This window comes from Citrobacter sp. HN-141, assembly GCF_033341895.1.
Classification (GTDB): Bacteria; Pseudomonadota; Gammaproteobacteria; order Enterobacterales; family Enterobacteriaceae; genus Citrobacter.
This window is the reverse complement of sequence record NZ_JAWPBF010000004.1, coordinates 97,149-114,557: the sequence shown is the minus strand read 5'-3', so window position 1 is coordinate 114,557 and position 17,409 is coordinate 97,149. Positions and strand designations below refer to the sequence as shown.

The 17,409-nt window shown below is 51.8% G+C and carries 11 protein-coding genes; 3 read left to right on the top strand and 8 right to left on the bottom strand.

Annotated elements, in window-relative coordinates; all coding sequences use genetic code 11:
• Positions 1–18: 18 nt before the first annotated feature.
• Both cysI and cysJ read right to left on the bottom strand, forming a co-directional pair.
• The gene (gene cysI, locus RYZ59_RS06575; RefSeq protein WP_318045732.1) at positions 19–1,731 is read right to left on the bottom strand and encodes an assimilatory sulfite reductase (NADPH) hemoprotein subunit; all 1,713 of its coding nucleotides are present in this window, start codon (positions 1,729–1,731) and stop codon (positions 19–21) included.
• Positions 1,731–3,530 (bottom strand): NADPH-dependent assimilatory sulfite reductase flavoprotein subunit, encoded by a 1,800-nt coding sequence (gene cysJ, locus RYZ59_RS06570; RefSeq protein WP_318045731.1) that lies wholly within the window; start codon positions 3,528–3,530, stop codon positions 1,731–1,733. The genes cysI and cysJ overlap by 1 nt, the downstream gene beginning before the upstream one ends.
• Before the next feature lie 305 nt (positions 3,531–3,835).
• Here cysJ and queD point away from each other — a divergent pair, with 305 nt between their 5' ends.
• Positions 3,836–4,198 (top strand): 6-carboxytetrahydropterin synthase QueD, encoded by a 363-nt coding sequence (queD, locus tag RYZ59_RS06565; RefSeq protein ID WP_041686189.1) that lies wholly within the window; start codon positions 3,836–3,838, stop codon positions 4,196–4,198.
• A gap of 97 nt (positions 4,199–4,295) precedes the next feature.
• Here the strand turns inward: queD and queE are convergent, their stop codons facing one another.
• On the bottom strand, positions 4,296–4,967 hold the full coding sequence (gene queE / locus RYZ59_RS06560) for a 7-carboxy-7-deazaguanine synthase QueE (protein WP_040232204.1): 672 nt from the start codon (positions 4,965–4,967) through the stop codon (positions 4,296–4,298).
• A gap of 428 nt (positions 4,968–5,395) precedes the next feature.
• On the opposite strand from queE, the gene RYZ59_RS06555 reads away from it, so the two are divergent.
• Positions 5,396–6,505 (top strand): SDR family oxidoreductase, encoded by a 1,110-nt coding sequence (locus RYZ59_RS06555; RefSeq protein WP_318045730.1) that lies wholly within the window; start codon positions 5,396–5,398, stop codon positions 6,503–6,505.
• A gap of 69 nt (positions 6,506–6,574) precedes the next feature.
• Here the strand turns inward: RYZ59_RS06555 and eno are convergent, their stop codons facing one another.
• The 5 genes from eno to rlmD all read right to left on the bottom strand — a co-directional run bounded on the left by eno (position 6,575) and on the right by rlmD (position 14,496).
• The gene (gene eno / locus RYZ59_RS06550) at positions 6,575–7,873 is read right to left on the bottom strand and encodes a phosphopyruvate hydratase (protein ID WP_202037895.1); all 1,299 of its coding nucleotides are present in this window, start codon (positions 7,871–7,873) and stop codon (positions 6,575–6,577) included.
• Between the two features lie 86 nt (positions 7,874–7,959).
• Positions 7,960–9,597, bottom strand: a complete 1,638-nt coding sequence (gene pyrG / locus RYZ59_RS06545) for a glutamine hydrolyzing CTP synthase (protein WP_005130912.1) — start codon at positions 9,595–9,597, stop codon at positions 7,960–7,962.
• Between the two features lie 350 nt (positions 9,598–9,947).
• Positions 9,948–10,739, bottom strand: a complete 792-nt coding sequence (gene mazG / locus RYZ59_RS06540; protein WP_318045729.1) for a nucleoside triphosphate pyrophosphohydrolase — start codon at positions 10,737–10,739, stop codon at positions 9,948–9,950.
• A gap of 123 nt (positions 10,740–10,862) precedes the next feature.
• Positions 10,863–13,097, bottom strand: coding sequence for a GTP diphosphokinase (gene relA / locus RYZ59_RS06535; protein WP_318045728.1), 2,235 nt, complete (start codon positions 13,095–13,097; stop codon positions 10,863–10,865).
• A 100-nt stretch (positions 13,098–13,197) separates the two neighbouring features.
• The gene (rlmD, locus tag RYZ59_RS06530) at positions 13,198–14,496 is read right to left on the bottom strand and encodes a 23S rRNA (uracil(1939)-C(5))-methyltransferase RlmD (protein ID WP_318045727.1); all 1,299 of its coding nucleotides are present in this window, start codon (positions 14,494–14,496) and stop codon (positions 13,198–13,200) included.
• Positions 14,497–14,553: 57 nt separating this feature from the next.
• Here rlmD and barA point away from each other — a divergent pair, with 57 nt between their 5' ends.
• Positions 14,554–17,310, top strand: coding sequence for a two-component sensor histidine kinase BarA (gene barA / locus RYZ59_RS06525; RefSeq protein ID WP_318045726.1), 2,757 nt, complete (start codon positions 14,554–14,556; stop codon positions 17,308–17,310).
• Positions 17,311–17,409 lie beyond the last annotated feature (99 nt).

Below are 17,409 nucleotides of genomic sequence, written 5' to 3'. Positions count from 1 at the left end.
GCCATCCAGCAATTCGGGTTATTCCCAGAAATCACGCGCGGGATCGAGCACCGGGCGAATGATGCCCGCACGCACCGTAAAGTCGCCGAAGCCTTCACCCGCTTCGCGCTCTTTCACCCAGCGCCCAACCAGTTCGTCTACGGAAGCGAGAATCTCAGTTTCCGTAATGTTTTCGCGATACATACGCGGGATGCGCGTCCCCATGCGGTTACCGCCCAGATGCAGGTTATAGCGCCCCGGCGCTTTACCCACCAGCCCCAGTTCGGCTAGCATCGCACGGCCACAGCCGTTCGGGCAGCCGGTCACGCGCATCACAATGTGCTCTTCAGGAATGCCGTGTTTTGCCAGAATATCTTCCACTTTGTCAGTGAACGACGGCAGGAAACGCTCGGCTTCCGCCATTGCCAACGGACAGGTCGGGAACGAGACGCAGGCCATTGAGTTTTCACGCTGCGGGGTCACCGCATTCATCAGACCGCTTTTCTGCGCTATCTTCTCAATCTTCGCCTTATCACTCTCCGGGACACCGGCAATGATCAGGTTCTGGTTGGCCGTGATACGGAACTCGCCTTTGTGGATCTTCGCGATCTCCAGCAAGCCGGTTTTCAGCGGACGCCCCGGATAATCCAGAATACGGCCGTTTTCAATAAACAGCGTCAGGTGCCATTTATTGTCGATCCCTTTCACCCAACCAATTCGGTCGCCACGACCGGTAAACTCATACGGACGAATCGGCTCGAATTTGATCCCCGCACGACGTTCAACTTCCTCTTTAAACGTCTCGACACCTACCCGCTCCAGCGTGTATTTGGTTTTGGCGTTTTTACGATCGGTACGGTTGCCCCAATCACGCTGCGTGGTCACCACCGCTTCTGCCACCGCTAAGGTGTGTTCCAGCGGCAGATAACCAAACTCACTTGCGGTGCGTGCGTAGGTTTTCTTGTTACCGTGCTCAATAGACAGTCCACCGCCAACCAGCAAGTTAAAGCCCACCAGCTTGCCGTTTTCGGCAATCGCCACGAAGTTCATATCGTTAGCGTGCAGATCGATGTCGTTCTGCGGCGGGATCACCACCGTCGTTTTAAACTTACGCGGCAGATAGGTCTGGCCGAGGATCGGCTCTTCATCCGTGGTCGCGACTTTTTCCTGATCCAGCCAGATCTCCGCATAAGCGCGAGTACGGGGCAGCAAGTGTTCGGAGATCTTTTTCGCCCACTCGTACGCTTCAGCATGCAGCTCAGATTCATACGGGTTGGAAGTACACAGCACGTTACGGTTCATATCGTTGGCGGTCGCCAGCGCGTCCAGCCCCACTGAATGCAGCATCTGGTGCACCGGTTTAACGTTCTTCTTCAGAATACCGTGAAACTGAAACGTCTGGCGGTTGGTCAGGCGGATGCTGCCGTAAATCGTGTTGTCATGGGCAAACTTATCGATCGCCTGCCACTGTTTGGTGGTGATCACCCCGCCCGGCAGACGGCAGCGCAGCAGCATCGCGTGGCGCGGCTCCAGCTTCTGTTCGGCACGTTCGGCGCGGATATCGCGGTCGTCCTGCTGGTACATACCGTGAAAACGGATCAGCAGAAAGTTATCGCCTTTGAATCCGCCGGTGAGGCCGTCATTTAAATCTTCGGCAATGGTGCCGCGCAGATAATTGCTTTCCAGCTTCATACGTTCAGCGTCGGACAGCTTACCTTCGACCACCAGTGGTCCTGGATGTTTTTCGCTCATTAGTAGACATCTCGCTGATAACGGCGCTCAACGCGCAGCTCACTTAAAAATTCATCCGCCGCTTCGATATCCATAGCACCGAATTCGGCAATCACTTCCAGCAAAGCCTGCTCAACGTCTTTCGCCATGCGATTGGCGTCGCCGCAGACATAAATGTGCGCACCGTCATTAATCCAGCGCCACAGTTCTGCACCCTGTTGGCGCAGTTTATCTTGTACGTAGACTTTATCTTTTTGATCACGGGACCAGGCAAGGTCGATACGGCTGAGTACGCCTTCTTTGACGTAGCGCTGCCATTCCACCTGATATAGGAAATCTTCGGTAAAGTGTGGGTTGCCAAAGAATAGCCAGTTTTTGCCTTCGGCACCGTCTGCCGCACGTTGCTGCATAAAGGCGCGGAACGGCGCAATCCCAGTTCCAGGCCCGATCATAATGACCGGTGTTTGCGGATTTTCCGGCAGGCGGAAGTTGTCGTTATGCTCAATGAACACACGCACTTCGCCCTCTTCCTCAACGCGATCGGCAAGGAAGCCAGAAGCTCCGCCTGCACGCGCACGCCCTTCAACCTCAAAACGCACGGCACCCACGGTGATATGTACTTCGCTTTCCACTTCAGCCTGGGATGAGGCAATGGAGTACAAGCGTGGCGTCAGCGGACGCAGCAAGCCAATTAACGCGTCGGCATCGAGTTGTGCCGGGGAGAAACGCAACATATCGACAATGGGGGTGGTTGTAGCGTAATGCTGTAATTGCGCTTTATCGCCGACCAACGGCAACAGCGTTTCGCTGCGCGTCAGGGTGGCATAGTTTTCCACGATGTTGGCCGTGTTGACGGTCAATTCGAAATGCCACTCCAGCGCGTCTGCGAGCGGCAGCGTTTTGCCCTCAACGGTGACCGGCTCAGTACCTTTCAGCCACAGCAGTTCCACAATTTCTTTGACCAGGGCCGGATCGTTCTGATACCAGACACCCAGTGCGTCGCCTGGCTGATAGCGCAGGCCAGAATCCCCCAGATCAATTTCGATATGGCGTACATCTTTTTCAGAGTCGCGACCGGTAATTTTCTGATTCACCGCAAGTGTTGCACTCAGCGGTGCTTCTTTGGTGTAAGGGCTGGTGTGCACCTCGTTAACCGCACCGCTCGCTGCGGCCTGTGCAGACGATGCAACAGGCGCACGCGCCTTTAGTACATCAACCAGACGGGCACGCCATTCTGCCGCCGCCGATTGATACTCGACATCAGCGTCAACGCGGTCCAGCAGGCGTTCACCACCCAACTCTGCCAGTTTCGCATCAAAGTCTTTACCTGACTGGCAGAAAAATTCGTAAGACGTATCGCCAAGGCCAAATACGGCGAAGGCCGTGTTTTCAAGCTTCGGCGCTTTTTTAGAGAACAAGTATTTATGCAACGCCACGGCTTCTTCCGCCGGTTCACCTTCTCCCTGAGTCGATGCCACCACGACCAGCAATTTTTCATTGGCAATTTGTTTGAATTTATAATCGCCAGCATTGATCAGGGTGACATTGAGCTTCGCAGCGATCAGATCGTCGCGTAAGGCTTCCGCCACGCGACGCGCATTACCGGTTTGCGAAGCCGAGATGAGTGTAATTCCTGGCATTTCAGCAGCAGGCGCAGGCGCTGCAGCATTCGTTCCCGGCTGCTGATTTAGCACGCCCCAGAAATAGCCAGACACCCACGCAAGCTGCGAGGGTGTAAGATCGGTCGTGGCCGCCTGAAGGCGTGCCAGTTGCTCCGGATTTAGCGGGAGCAAAGCGGAAGGTGGGGCCTGTGTCGTCATGCGTTGTCATGTTCCAGTAAGCAAAGCGGATTTCAGCAATAAAACCCAAACTGAAGATAAGGTTAACGGCGGGGATAGTAACAATTAAAGAAGGGATGGAAATAACAAATAACCAAATGAACTAACCTGTTTTAGCTATAGTTATTAACAACAAAAGCGATTAAATAACTGCATGATATATAATGAGTTAATTACAATAGCTCAAATGAATATATCCATTTACTGGTCAGGGCCGTTTTAGTTAATGCGCAAAAATGTGCTTTCCGGTACCCTACGCCGGTTTTTCGCATTCTTGAGAGTAAATAATGTCCACCACCTTGTTTAAAGATTTCACCTTCGAAGCCGCTCACCGCCTGCCGCACGTACCGGAAGGACACAAGTGTGGCCGTCTGCATGGTCACTCATTTATGGTGCGTCTTGAAATTACCGGTGAAGTCGATCCACATACCGGTTGGATCATGGATTTCGCCGAGTTAAAAGCGGCGTTCAAGCCGACGTACGACAGGCTTGATCACTACTACCTGAACGATATCCCGGGTCTTGAAAACCCAACCAGCGAAGTCTTGTCTCGCTGGATTTGGGAACAGGTAAAACCGGTTGTTCCTCTGCTGAGCGCAGTGATGGTAAAAGAGACCTGCACAGCAGGTTGCGTTTATCGCGGAGAGTGATCCCGACCTTGCCGGATGGCGACGCCTCGCGTCTGATCCCGGCCTACCTTATTAACACGCGTAGGCCGGGCAAGCGAAGCGCCCCCGGCAAAACTCATCAGGCAATATTCAGGTATTTATGCGTTTGCATCGACAAACGCCAGTTACGCGCAATACAGGTATCAATACACAAACGCGTAGCATCTTCTTTCTGACTGATTGGCTGCAGCGCAATAATGCGTGGTTTATCATCGCTTAACGTGGCCAGCAGTTCATCCAGCGCTTCAATATCGCGAACGCGACCCACCGGATGCTTGATTTCATTGGCTCGTTCCAGCGCCTGTGACAGTACGTCATAGCCGCCACGCATATTCACCTTCGGCGATACCGTCACCCAGGTATTCGGCGTACAGCGAACTTCGTGTGTCCCGCTGGTCTCAATCTGGCAGCTAAAGCCGTTTTTTTCCAGCAAGTCGGTCAGTGGCATCAGATCGTGAATGCAGGGTTCACCACCGGTGATCACCACGTGTCGGGCGGTATAGCCCTGACGCTGAATAACAGCCAGCAGATCTTCACTGCTCGCCGCGCCCCATTTATCACTCTCTTTCGTCTTGGCCAGGATGCTATATAAGGAGACTTCCCGATCCTCAAGCTTATCCCAGGTGTGTTTGGTATCGCACCAGGCACAGCCAACCGGGCATCCCTGTAAACGAATAAAAATGGCGGGGACGCCGGTAAAGTAACCCTCACCTTGCAGGGTCTGGAACATCTCGTTAATCGGGTACTGCATAGTCTTCTCTGTTTAGGGTTATGAACGCGTATTATTGCAGATTTGCACGCTCAGGTCTTGCCCCCGGCTGCGCTGTCCCCTGAGTTAAAAAATCATGAAACATGATCTCGTGTTTGCGTCTGCAATGTTCGAATCACTGTGATTTAATTTCATCACTGTTCAGGCAGCGTTTTGATGTAACAAAATATTTTTGATAATAACCTTATAAAAATAGTATAAATATTTTAAAAGTAAAATATTTCAAGCATGTACAAACGGATACATGAAATTATGAATTTATTATCATCACACATAGTCAAATTCGATCCGCGGTATTTTTTATATTAAAATAGGCTTAAGAAACTTAAACTTACGCTAATTTTCCATTTAATCTCCGTTTAATTATCCGCGCCTAGAATCCAGTCACCCCTCCTAATGAGACTGCATTCATGAATACACTATTAATTACTGGCGCAACCGGTTTTTTGGGCGGAGCCGTTTTAGAAAACATTCTGAATCAGACAAATGGATTTAATCTGCTGCTTTTAGTTCGTGCCGATAATGATGTATCTGCGCTGGAACGGATAAAGGAAAATCTGCGCAAATTCAATATTGCAGAAGAAAAGCTGGCCGCACTTAGCCCGCAGAATATCCTGTTGGGTGATTTGGTAGAACCCGAAGCGTTTCTTAACGACCCGCGTCTGGACCAGGTTACTCATGTCATCAACTGCGCCGCCGTCGCCTCTTTTGGCAACAACCCGCTTATCTGGAAAGTAAATGTCGAAGGAACGCTAAAGTTCGCCCGGAAAATGGCCTGTGTCGGCAGCCTGCAGCGTTTTCTTCACGTTGGTACAGCAATGTCATGCTCCCCAGAACCCGATTCACTGGTGGCAGAAAGTGCAGAATTTCGCGAGCATGCTGAGCATCTGGTTGAGTATACGCACTCTAAATCCACGATAGAGCGTCTGATGCAACAGGAATGCCCAACATTACCACTGGTTATCGCACGGCCTTCTATCGTTGTTGGCCATACTCATCATGGCTGCCAACCCTCCAGCAGTATTTTTTGGGTATTCAGCATGGGTCTGATGCTACAAAAATTTATGTGTTCGATGGAAGACCGTATTGACGTGATCCCGGTTGATTACTGCGCCGATGCATTGCTGATGTTACTGAGCAGCCCGCTCGCTCGCGGTGAAGTGGTGCACATCTCAGCAGGAGAGGAAAATAGCGTGAGGTTTGCAGATATTGATAGCGCGATGGCATCTGCGCTGGAACAAGCTCCCGTCGGCAATAAATACGCACAGGTCAGCTATGAAACGCTGGTCCAAATGCGCCGTGAACTGAAGAATATTTTTGGCCCCTGCAACGAACGACTGATGCTGAAAGCCATGCGTCTGTACGGCGCGTTCGCAACGCTGAACGTGCGATTCAGCAATGATAAGCTGCTCAGCATGGGGATGCCGAAGCCGCCGCGTTTTACCGATTACATTGAGCGCTGTGTGCAGACGACACGTGGGCTGACTATTCCACAGCAAATGGCGGTGGACTTTAAATAGGTTGCGATTGTGCAGGCAAAAAAATGCCAGCCCGAAGGCTGGCATTTTTAAATCAGAGAAAGAACAGGATTACGCCTGACCTTTGATCTCTTTACGACCGTTGTACGGAGCGTGTTCACCCAGAGCTTCTTCGATACGAATCAGCTGGTTGTACTTAGCAACACGGTCAGAACGGCTCATAGAACCCGTTTTGATCTGGCCTGCAGCGGTACCAACAGCCAGGTCAGCGATGGTAGCATCTTCAGTTTCGCCAGAACGGTGAGAGATGACAGCAGTGTAGCCAGCGTCTTTCGCCATTTTGATCGCAGCCAGAGTTTCGGTCAGAGAACCGATCTGGTTGAATTTGATCAGGATGGAGTTAACGATGCCTTTTTCGATGCCTTCTTTCAGGATCTTGGTGTTGGTTACGAACAGATCGTCACCAACCAGCTGGATTTTGTCGCCCAGTACTTTAGTCTGGTATGCGAAACCGTCCCAGTCAGACTCGTCCAGACCATCTTCGATGGACACGATCGGGTACTGTTTGGTCAGTTCTTCCAGGAAGTGAGTGAATTCTTCGGAGGTGAACGCTTTGTTGCCTTCGCCAGCCAGAACGTATTTACCGTCTTTGTAGAATTCAGACGCTGCACAGTCCATCGCCAGAGTGATGTCTTTGCCCAGCTCGTAGCCTGCTGCTTTAACCGCTTCAGCGATTACAGCCAGAGCTTCAGCGTTGGAACCCAGGTTCGGCGCGTAGCCACCTTCGTCACCCACTGCAGTGTTCATACCTTTAGCTTTCAGAACTTTAGCCAGGTTGTGGAACACTTCGGAACCCATACGAACGGCTTCTTTCAGGGATTTAGCGCCAACCGGCTGAATCATAAATTCCTGGATGTCGACGTTGTTGTCAGCGTGCTCACCACCGTTGATGATGTTCATCATCGGAACCGGCATGGAGTATTTGCCCGGAGTACCGTTCAGTTCAGCGATGTGTGCATACAGCGGCAGGCCTTTAGCAGCAGCTGCTGCTTTGGCGTTCGCCAGGGACACAGCCAGGATGGCGTTTGCACCGAAGTTGGATTTGTTTTCAGTACCGTCCAGATCGATCATGATCTTGTCGATGCCAGCCTGATCTTTAGCATCTTTACCCAGCAGAGCCTGAGCAATCGGGCCGTTTACAGCTGCAACAGCTTTCAGTACGCCTTTACCCATGAAACGGGATTTGTCGCCATCGCGCAGTTCCAGTGCTTCGCGGGAACCAGTAGAAGCACCTGACGGAGCTGCTGCCATACCAACGAAACCACCTTCCAGGTGTACTTCGGCTTCAACAGTCGGGTTACCACGGGAGTCGATGATTTCACGACCGATGATTTTAACGATTTTGGACATTAGGTTTTCCTCAGTACAAGTTAAACTAAAACTCCAGACAAACAATGCACCCTGATGGGTGCATTGCCGTTCTAACTTTTTACTTCTTACTTCGCCTGACGCTTCTGATGTTCACTGGCGGCTTTCACAAAGCCGGCGAACAGCGGGTGCCCATCACGTGGCGTGGAAGTAAATTCCGGGTGGAACTGACAGGCCACGAACCACGGATGATTCGGTACCTCAATGATCTCGACCAACTGATCATCACCGGAACGGCCTGCAACACGCAGACCCGCAGCTTCAATCTGTTTCAACAGCATATTGTTGACTTCGTAGCGGTGGCGATGGCGTTCAACAATTGTCGGCGTACCGTACAGTTGACGCACCAGACTCTCATCGCTCAGCTGACACTGTTGCGCACCAAGACGCATTGTGCCACCCAGATCGCTCTTCTCGGTACGGACTTCGACATTGCCGTCTTCATCACGCCATTCAGTAATCAGGGCCACCACTGGGTACTTACAGTCTGGCACAAATTCTGTGGAGTTGGCGTTGTCCATTCCCACGACGTTACGAGCAAACTCAATCAACGCAACCTGCATACCCAGGCAAATGCCCAGATAAGGAATATTGTTTTCACGCGCAAAGCGCGCTGTCGCGATTTTACCTTCAACACCACGGTAGCCGAAGCCGCCTGGGATTAGGATGGCATCAAGACCTTTCAGGATCTCAACACCACGCGTTTCAACATCCTGCGAATCAATCAGCTTGATGTTGACGGTGACACGATTCTTCAAGCCACCGTGCTTCAGCGCTTCGATAACTGACTTATAGGCATCCGGCAGCTCAATGTACTTGCCGACCATACCGATAGTCACTTCGCCTGCCGGATTGGCTTCTTCGTAGATAACCTGTTCCCATTCTGACAGATTCGCTTCCGGACAGTTCAAGCTGAATCGTTTACAAATATAATCGTCAAGGCCCTGAGATTTCAACAGGCCCGGGATTTTATAGATGGAATCGACATCTTTCAGAGAAATCACCGCTTTTTCCGGAACGTTACAGAACAATGCAATTTTTGCACGTTCATTAGCCGGAACTGCGCGATCGGAGCGGCAAATCAGGATATCTGGCTGAATACCGATAGAAAGCAGCTCTTTTACAGAGTGCTGAGTCGGTTTAGTTTTGACTTCACCTGCCGCCGCCATGTACGGAACCAGCGTCAGATGCATAAACAGCGTGTGCTCACGACCAATTTCTACGGCCATCTGGCGAATCGCTTCAAGGAACGGCAGAGATTCGATATCCCCAACGGTTCCGCCGATTTCGACCAGAACAACATCATGACCTTCACCGCCTTCCAGAACGCGCTCTTTAATGGCATTCGTGATGTGCGGGATAACCTGAACGGTCGCGCCCAGGTAGTCGCCACGGCGTTCTTTACGCAGAACGTCGGAGTAGATACGACCGGTGGTGAAGTTATTACGGCGGCTCATTTTGGTGCGGATGAAACGCTCATAGTGACCCAGGTCCAGGTCGGTTTCAGCGCCGTCTTCGGTAACGAACACTTCCCCGTGTTGGATTGGGCTCATAGTACCTGGATCGACGTTGATGTACGGATCCAGTTTCATCATGGTTACATTGAGGCCACGGGCTTCAAGAATGGCTGCCAGGGAGGCTGCGGCAATGCCTTTTCCCAGAGAGGATACGACCCCGCCGGTCACAAAAATATAGTTCGTTGTCATGCTGGACCTGAGAAGTTAGGGTGAAACGATGGAATTACCAAGACGGGAAAGTAGTATACCCGAACATGACGAGCGCCACAAACTTTCATTATTCCCTCTCCTTCGTTCTTCAAGCCGCACCGGTGTTGGCTTCCTTCACTCACCCCAGTCACATAGCATTTCTATGTTCCTGGGGATTCTTTCAGTCGCCGCCTTGTTGCGACTCGAATAACTCGAAGAGGCAGTATACAAGGTGTTTCATCAACATAACGGGAAGAGAAAATAGCCTCTTTTGGGTAAATGTTTTTGACGTAAATCAAGCGCTTGTTATTTAAAAAATCACACAAATCGCCCTTGACCAACGAAATCCCTTAGAGATCAATTTCCTGGCGTTTTACCTGTTGCCAGACTTCTTCCATAGTTTCCAGATCAACACCAGTCATTTCCAGACCGCGTTCAGCAACAATCCGTTCGACTTCACGGAAACGTCGCTCAAATTTTTCGTTCGCTTTCTGTAATGCAGTCTCTGCTTTAGTACCTAAATGCCGGGCCATATTGACCGTGGCAAACAGCAGGTCGCCCATTTCCTCCTCCAGTTTAGCCTGGTCAACGACAGCCTGCTTCGCCTCGAACATGACTTCGTCGATCTCTTCGTAAACCTTGTCGACCACCGGTCCTAACGTCTTCCAGTCAAAACCAACATTGGAGCAGCGTTTCTGGATTTTTTGAGCGCGCATCAGCGCCGGTAAACTGCGGGGAATATCGTCCAGCGCGGAATGCTGTGCCTTCTCGGCGCGTTCTTCGCTTTTTATTTGCTCCCAGCGGGTTAACACCTCGGTGCTATTGCTGGCGGAGACATCAGCAAAAACATGTGGGTGACGGCGCTCGAGTTTATCGCTGATGGCCGCACAGATATCATTAAAATTAAAGCGCCCTTCTTCCTGCGCCATCTGGGCGTAAAACACCACCTGGAACAGTAAATCCCCCAGTTCTCCACGTAGATCGTCGAAGTCTTCACGCGCGATGGCATCGAGCACTTCATAGGTTTCTTCGAGGGTATAGGGGGCGATGGTGGCGAAAGTCTGCTCTTTGTCCCACGGACAGCCGTTTTCCGGGTCGCGCAGGCGCTGCATAATACCGAGCAGTCGGTCGATTTGATTCATGTAAAAATCCTGAAATTTCAATACGGTAGTCCGGACAAGGCGACATCCGGCAACATAGCAACGCCTGATAGCAACGCTAACGCGTTTTATCAGGCCGACAAGATCATCCGGCCTACAAAATAATTAATTACCGTGCAAGCGACGCGCGTCGATCACATCCGGCACCTGGTTCAGTTTGCCGAGCACGCGTCCGAGCACCTGCAGGTTGTAAATTTCGATGGTCATATCAATGGTGGCCAACTGTTGTTTGGTATCGCTACGGCTGGCAACCCCCAGCACGTTTACTTTCTCGTTGGCGAGAATCGTGGTGATATCACGTAACAAGCCGCTGCGATCGTTGGCCTGGACACGAACCACCAGCGAATACCCCGCTGAGTAGCTTTCACCCCAGACCGCATCAACAATACGTTCCGGCGCATGTGAGCGCAGCTCAGCCAGCTGTTCACAATCCGCCCGGTGCACGGAAATACCGCGTCCCTGGGTAATAAACCCGACAATCTCATCGCCTGGAATCGGCTGGCAGCAGCGCGCGATATGGTGCATCAGGTTACCTACCCCTTCCACCACCACACGACCGTCGTCTTTACGACGACTCTGCGGTGCCTGCGTTTTCTGCTGAAGCTGTTTCAGCGCGGCGGCATCCTGTTCGGCAGCGCTGGGTTTATTAAACTGCGCCTGCAGGAAGTTCACCATCTGGTTGAGGCGGATGTCTCCTCCACCAATCGCCGCCAGCAGTTCATCCAACTCATTGAAGCTGTAGCGCGGTAGCAGGTGTTTTTCCGCCTCTTTCAGGCTAATACCTAAATGCGCCAGTTCATCGTCAAGGATCTGGCGGCCAGCAAGGATGTTCTTATCACGGTCCTGTTTACGGAACCAGGCGTGGATCTTCGAACGCCCACGACTGGTGGTTACGTAGCCAAGGTTAGGGTTCAACCAGTCACGGCTTGGGTTTGGCTGTTTCTGGGTGATGATTTCAATTTGATCGCCCATCTGCAGCTGATAGGTAAACGGTACGATGCGCCCGCCAATTTTCGCGCCAATGCAACGATGCCCCACATCACTGTGGATGTGATAAGCAAAATCGAGCGGCGTTGAGCCCGCCGGTAAGTCCACGACATCGCCTTTTGGCGTAAAGACGTAAACTCTGTCGTCAAAGACCTGGCTTCGCACTTCATCCAGCATTTCACCGGAATCCGCCATCTCTTCCTGCCAGGCTATCAGTTTACGCAGCCACGCAATGCGGTCTTCATGACCAGAACGCGCAGCGCCTGAAGCGGTACCTTCTTTGTACTTCCAGTGCGCGGCAACGCCCAGCTCGGCATCTTCGTGCATCTGTTTGGTACGGATCTGGATTTCAATGGTTTTACCGCCTGGCCCCAGCACAACCGTATGGATTGACTGGTAACCGTTAGGCTTTGGATTGGCAACGTAGTCATCGAACTCATCAGGCAGATGGCGATAGTGAGTGTGCACGATCCCCAGCGCGGCATAGCAATCCTGCAAACGCTCAGCCACGATACGCACCGCGCGCACATCGAACAGTTCGTCAAAAGCCAACTGCTTCTTCTGCATTTTGCGCCAGATGCTGTAAATATGCTTCGGACGCCCGTACACCTCGGCTTTTACACCTTCGGTTTTCATCTCTGAACGCAGATGCTCCACAAACTCGTCGATGTAGTGTTCTCTGTCGATACGACGTTCATGCAGCAGTTTAGCAATGCGTTTGTATTCGGCTGGGTGCAGGTAGCGGAAGCAGTAATCTTCCAGCTCCCATTTTAATTGCCCGATGCCTAATCGGTTAGCCAGCGGGGCATAAATATTGGTGCACTCTTTTGCCGCCAGCACGCGTTCATCTTCCGGCGCGTCTTTCACTTCTCGCAGATGAGCAATACGTTCCGCCAGCTTGATGACCACACAGCGGAAGTCGTCGACCATTGCCAGCAGCATGCGACGAACGTTATCAACCTGCTCGGAAGAGACGGAGTCGGTATGCGTGGCTTTTAGCTGGCGTATTGCCGCCATATCACGCACACCATGGATAAGATTAACGATTGACGAGCCTACGCTCTCGCGCAGGATGTCTTCACTCACCACATTGGCATCCGCCAGAGGGAACAGCATCGCCGCTCGCAGCGTGTCGATATCCATACTCAGCATGGAGAGTATTTCCACCATTTCGACGCCACGCCACAGCAGCAGATCCGCATCCGGATGCCCCTGTGTCTGCTGCAGGCAATACGCCCAGGTTTCGGCTAAGCGTTCACACGACTGCTGGCTGGAGATCCCCAGACTCGCGATCCATTTCTTGGGATCAAACTCACCAGCTTTATTTATATGTGCACTTCTTACCGCAACCATCGTCCTCTCCTTAAGGGGCCTGGCCTGTCGAAGTCGACAAGCCGTACCCATTGTCTTTCACGCTGCGTGACAACCCGAAATCCAATGGGTATAAAATTCATTACAAACGCTCAAACAGGACCATCGATTCCAGATGTCCAGTGTGCGGGAACATATCGAGCATCGCCAGTCGCCGAACGGTATATCCTGCATTGAGTAACGCTTCGCTGTCACGAGCCAGCGTAGCAGGATTACAGGATACATAAACAACGCGGCCAGGGTTTAATTTTATAATATGTTGCATCACACCGGCAGCCCCCGCACGCGCAGGATCGAGCAATACTTTGTCAAATCCGTTTTTTGCCCATGGTTGTTTGGTGACATCTTCTTCAAGGTTTTCATGAAAGAATGTCACATTGTGTAGTCCGTTATTCCGCGCATTTTCCCGGCCTTTTTCCACCAGCGCAGGGACACCTTCAACACCCACAACGCTCGCTGCTCGTACGGCCAACGGCAACGTAAAGTTCCCCATACCACAGAACAAATCGAGCACTCGGTCCTCTGGCTGCACATCCAGCCATTCCAGCGCACAGGAAACCATTTTCTGGTTTACCCCTTCATTGACCTGGATAAAATCACGCGGGCTGAAGGTTAAACGTAGTCCATTTGAATCATACCAGGGCGATTCTTCTGAATTTGATTCCAGTATCTCGCTTTGCGGAGCCAGAAACAAAGACAGTCCCTGAGAATGCGAAAAGCGTTCCAGTTTTTCTTTATCCGCGGTATTCAGTGGCGCAGTGTGGCGCAAAATCATCAGGGTTCCACTTCCAGCCTGCACCAATTCGACATGCCCCAAGTGACGCAGCCCCTGCAGACTCTGCAGGCATGCCCGAATTTCAGGCAGCAGCGCCTCAAGTTGGGGCACTAAAATAGGGCATTGCTGCACATCGATAATGTCGCTGGAGCCGGACTTGCGAAATCCCATCTGCAATTGCTGCTCTTTCGAGCGATAGTTCAGACTTAAACGCGCGCGGCGTCGATAACCCCACGGGGTATCGGCGATAACTTCCGTCACCTCACATTTCATTAAACGCGATAACGCCGCACTTTTGCTACGCTGCTGCAACGAGATGCTGGCGTGCTGCTGTTGACAGCCACCACAGACCCCAAAATGTGGACAACGTGGCGCTTCACGTTCCGAACTGTCGTTTAAACGACGTTTGACTTGCGCACGGGCAAACTGTTTTTTATCTTCAGTAATCACCACTTCTGCGCTTTCCTGAGGCAGCAATTCCGGTATAAACAGGGCTTTCCCGTTGTGACGAGCAACGCCCTGACCAAAAGAATCAAGGTCATTGACGGTAACGGTTATGATCTGACGCGTCGTCACGCGTCGTTTTGCAGAGTAGAATTGCGCCATCGACGAGAATTTTCTCTATTTAACAGTGTGACCCTAATTGTCCCATAACGGAACTCCATGACCAACTACAGCCTGCGCGCACGCATGATGATTCTGATCCTGGCCCCGACCGTCCTGATAGGTTTGCTGCTCAGTATCTTTTTTGTTGTGCATCGCTATAACGACTTGCAGCGTCAACTGGAAGATGCTGGTGCCAGCATCATCGAGCCACTCGCGGTATCCAGCGAATACGGCATGAACTTGCAAAACCGGGAATCCATCGGCCAGCTTATCAGCGTGTTGCATCGTCGCCATTCCGATATTGTGCGGGCAATTTCCGTCTATGACGAAAATAACCGACTGTTCGTCACCTCCAACTTTCATCTTGATCCGTCAGAGATGCAATTGGCTACCGGATCGCCATTTCCGCGAAAGCTGAGCGTAACCCGGCACGGGGATATCATGATCCTGCGCACCCCTATTATATCGGAAAGCTATTCACCGGATGAGTCTGCCGTAAGCGATGCGAAGAACACCAAAAATATGTTGGGGTATGTGGCGCTTGAACTGGACCTCAAGTCCGTGCGATTACAGCAGTACAAAGAGATCTTTATCTCCAGCGTCATGATGCTGTTTTGTATTGGTATTGCGTTAATTTTCGGCTGGCGTCTGATGCGTGACGTGACCGGCCCAATTCGCAACATGGTGAATACCGTAGACCGAATACGTAGAGGTCAGCTCGATAGCCGCGTGGAAGGTTTCATGTTGGGCGAACTGGATATGCTGAAGAATGGCATCAACTCGATGGCGATGTCTCTCGCCGCCTACCATGAAGAGATGCAGCACAATATCGATCAGGCGACTTCAGATCTGCGCGAAACGCTGGAGCAGATGGAGATCCAGAACGTTGAGCTGGATCTGGCAAAGAAACGCGCTCAGGAAGCTGCACGTATTAAATCAGAGTTCCTGGCGAACATGTCTCACGAGCTACGTACACCGCTAAACGGTGTCATTGGCTTTACACGCCTGACACTGAAAACCGAGTTAAATACCACTCAGCGCGATCACCTGAATACGATTGAACGCTCTGCCAACAACCTGCTCGCTATCATCAATGATGTGCTCGACTTCTCTAAACTGGAAGCGGGTAAACTGATTCTGGAAAGCATACCGTTCCCGCTGCGCAGCACACTGGATGACGTCGTAACGCTGTTAGCGCACTCCTCCCATGATAAAGGGCTTGAGCTAACACTGAATATTAAAAATGACGTTCCGGACAATGTGATTGGCGACCCGCTGCGCTTGCAACAGGTCATTACCAACCTGGTCGGCAATGCCATCAAATTTACCGAGAGCGGTAATATCGACATTCTGGTTGAAAAACGCGCGCTCAGTAACACCAAAGTCCAGATTGAAGTTCAAATCCGCGATACCGGTATTGGTATCCCGGAGCGCGATCAGTCACGTCTGTTCCAGGCTTTCCGTCAGGCTGATGCCAGCATTTCGCGCCGCCACGGCGGTACCGGACTTGGCCTTGTGATCACGCAAAAACTGGTCAATGAAATGGGCGGGGATATCTCGTTCCATAGCCAACCAAATCGCGGTTCCACCTTCTGGTTCCATATCAGTCTTGATCTCAATCCTAATGTTCTCAGCGATCGTTCAACCCCCCGCTGTCTGGCCGGTAAACGACTGGCTTACGTTGAACCAAATGCTACCGCCGCGCAATGCACGTTGGATATCTTGAGTGAAACGCAACTGGAGGTGATTTACAGCCCTTCATTCTCTGCATTACCGGCAGAACACTACGATATCCTGCTACTTGGTGTACCCGTCACTTTACGCGAGCCGCTCACCATGCAGCATGAACGGCTGGCAAGCGCAGCCGCGATGACCGATTTCCTGTTGCTGGCGCTGCCTTGCCATGCGCAGATAAACGCTGAAAAATTAAAGCAAGGCGGCGCGGCTGCATGTCTGTTAAAACCGCTCACCTCAACCCGATTGCTGCCTGCGTTAACCGAATATTGCCACCTGAACCAAGGGTCAGAGCTCCAATTGTTAGATGAAAGCAAGATTGCGATGACCGTGATGGCGGTGGACGACAACCCGGCGAACCTGAAGCTCATCGGCGCATTGCTTGAAGATAAGGTACAGCACGTCGAGCTGTGCGACAGCGGGCAGCAGGCGGTGGACAGAGCCAAACAAATGCAGTTTGATCTGATCCTGATGGATATCCAGATGCCGGACATGGACGGTATTCGTGCCTGCGAACTGATCCATCAGCTTCCCCACCAGCAGCAGACACCGGTTATTGCGGTAACGGCACATGCCATGGCAGGGCAAAAAGAGAAATTACTCAGCGCCGGAATGAACGACTACCTGGCTAAGCCGATAGAAGAAGATAAATTGCACAGTTTGCTGTTGCGCTATAAGCCCGGTGCCGGCACATCAGCCCGGACTATCGTGGCGGAACCCCCTGAACCCGTGGTCAACCCGAATACGACCCTCGACTGGCAACTGGCGTTGAGACAGGCTGCCGGTAAAAACGATCTGGCGCGGGATATGCTACAAATGCTGATCGATTTCTTGCCTGAAGTCCGTAACAGAATTGAAGAGCAACTGGTGGGCGAAAACCCTGAAGGGTTAGTGGATTTGATTCATAAACTACACGGCAGCTGCGGTTACAGCGGGGTTCCCCGCATGAAAAACCTGTGCCAGCTCATTGAGCAGCAGTTACGTAGCGGGACCAAAGAAGAAGAGCTTGAACCAGAGTTTTTAGAGCTTCTTGATGAGATGGACAACGTCGCGCGGGAAGCAAAACGGATATTGGGGTGATATTCGCCGGATGCGGCGTAAACGCCTTATCCGGCCTACAGGTTTTGCTATTTACCGTAGGCCCGATAAGCGCCGCGCATCGGGCACATCACCGGATGC

What these genes read in the sequence shown, in the direction of transcription:
- relA (WP_318045728.1), bottom strand. Translation starts at nt 13,097, where the DNA reads ATGGTTGCGGTAAGAAGTGCACATATAAATAAAGCTGGTGAGTTTGAT.
- barA (WP_318045726.1), top strand. Translation starts at nt 14,554, where the DNA reads ATGACCAACTACAGCCTGCGCGCACGCATGATGATTCTGATCCTGGCC.
- cysI (WP_318045732.1), bottom strand. Translation starts at nt 1,731, where the DNA reads ATGAGCGAAAAACATCCAGGACCACTGGTGGTCGAAGGTAAGCTGTCC.
- eno (WP_202037895.1), bottom strand. Translation starts at nt 7,873, where the DNA reads ATGTCCAAAATCGTTAAAATCATCGGTCGTGAAATCATCGACTCCCGT.
- RYZ59_RS06555 (WP_318045730.1), top strand. Translation starts at nt 5,396, where the DNA reads ATGAATACACTATTAATTACTGGCGCAACCGGTTTTTTGGGCGGAGCC.
- queE (WP_040232204.1), bottom strand. Translation starts at nt 4,967, where the DNA reads ATGCAGTACCCGATTAACGAGATGTTCCAGACCCTGCAAGGTGAGGGT.
- queD (WP_041686189.1), top strand. Translation starts at nt 3,836, where the DNA reads ATGTCCACCACCTTGTTTAAAGATTTCACCTTCGAAGCCGCTCACCGC.
- pyrG (WP_005130912.1), bottom strand. Translation starts at nt 9,597, where the DNA reads ATGACAACGAACTATATTTTTGTGACCGGCGGGGTCGTATCCTCTCTG.
- mazG (WP_318045729.1), bottom strand. Translation starts at nt 10,739, where the DNA reads ATGAATCAAATCGACCGACTGCTCGGTATTATGCAGCGCCTGCGCGAC.
- cysJ (WP_318045731.1), bottom strand. Translation starts at nt 3,530, where the DNA reads ATGACGACACAGGCCCCACCTTCCGCTTTGCTCCCGCTAAATCCGGAG.
- rlmD (WP_318045727.1), bottom strand. Translation starts at nt 14,496, where the DNA reads ATGGCGCAATTCTACTCTGCAAAACGACGCGTGACGACGCGTCAGATC.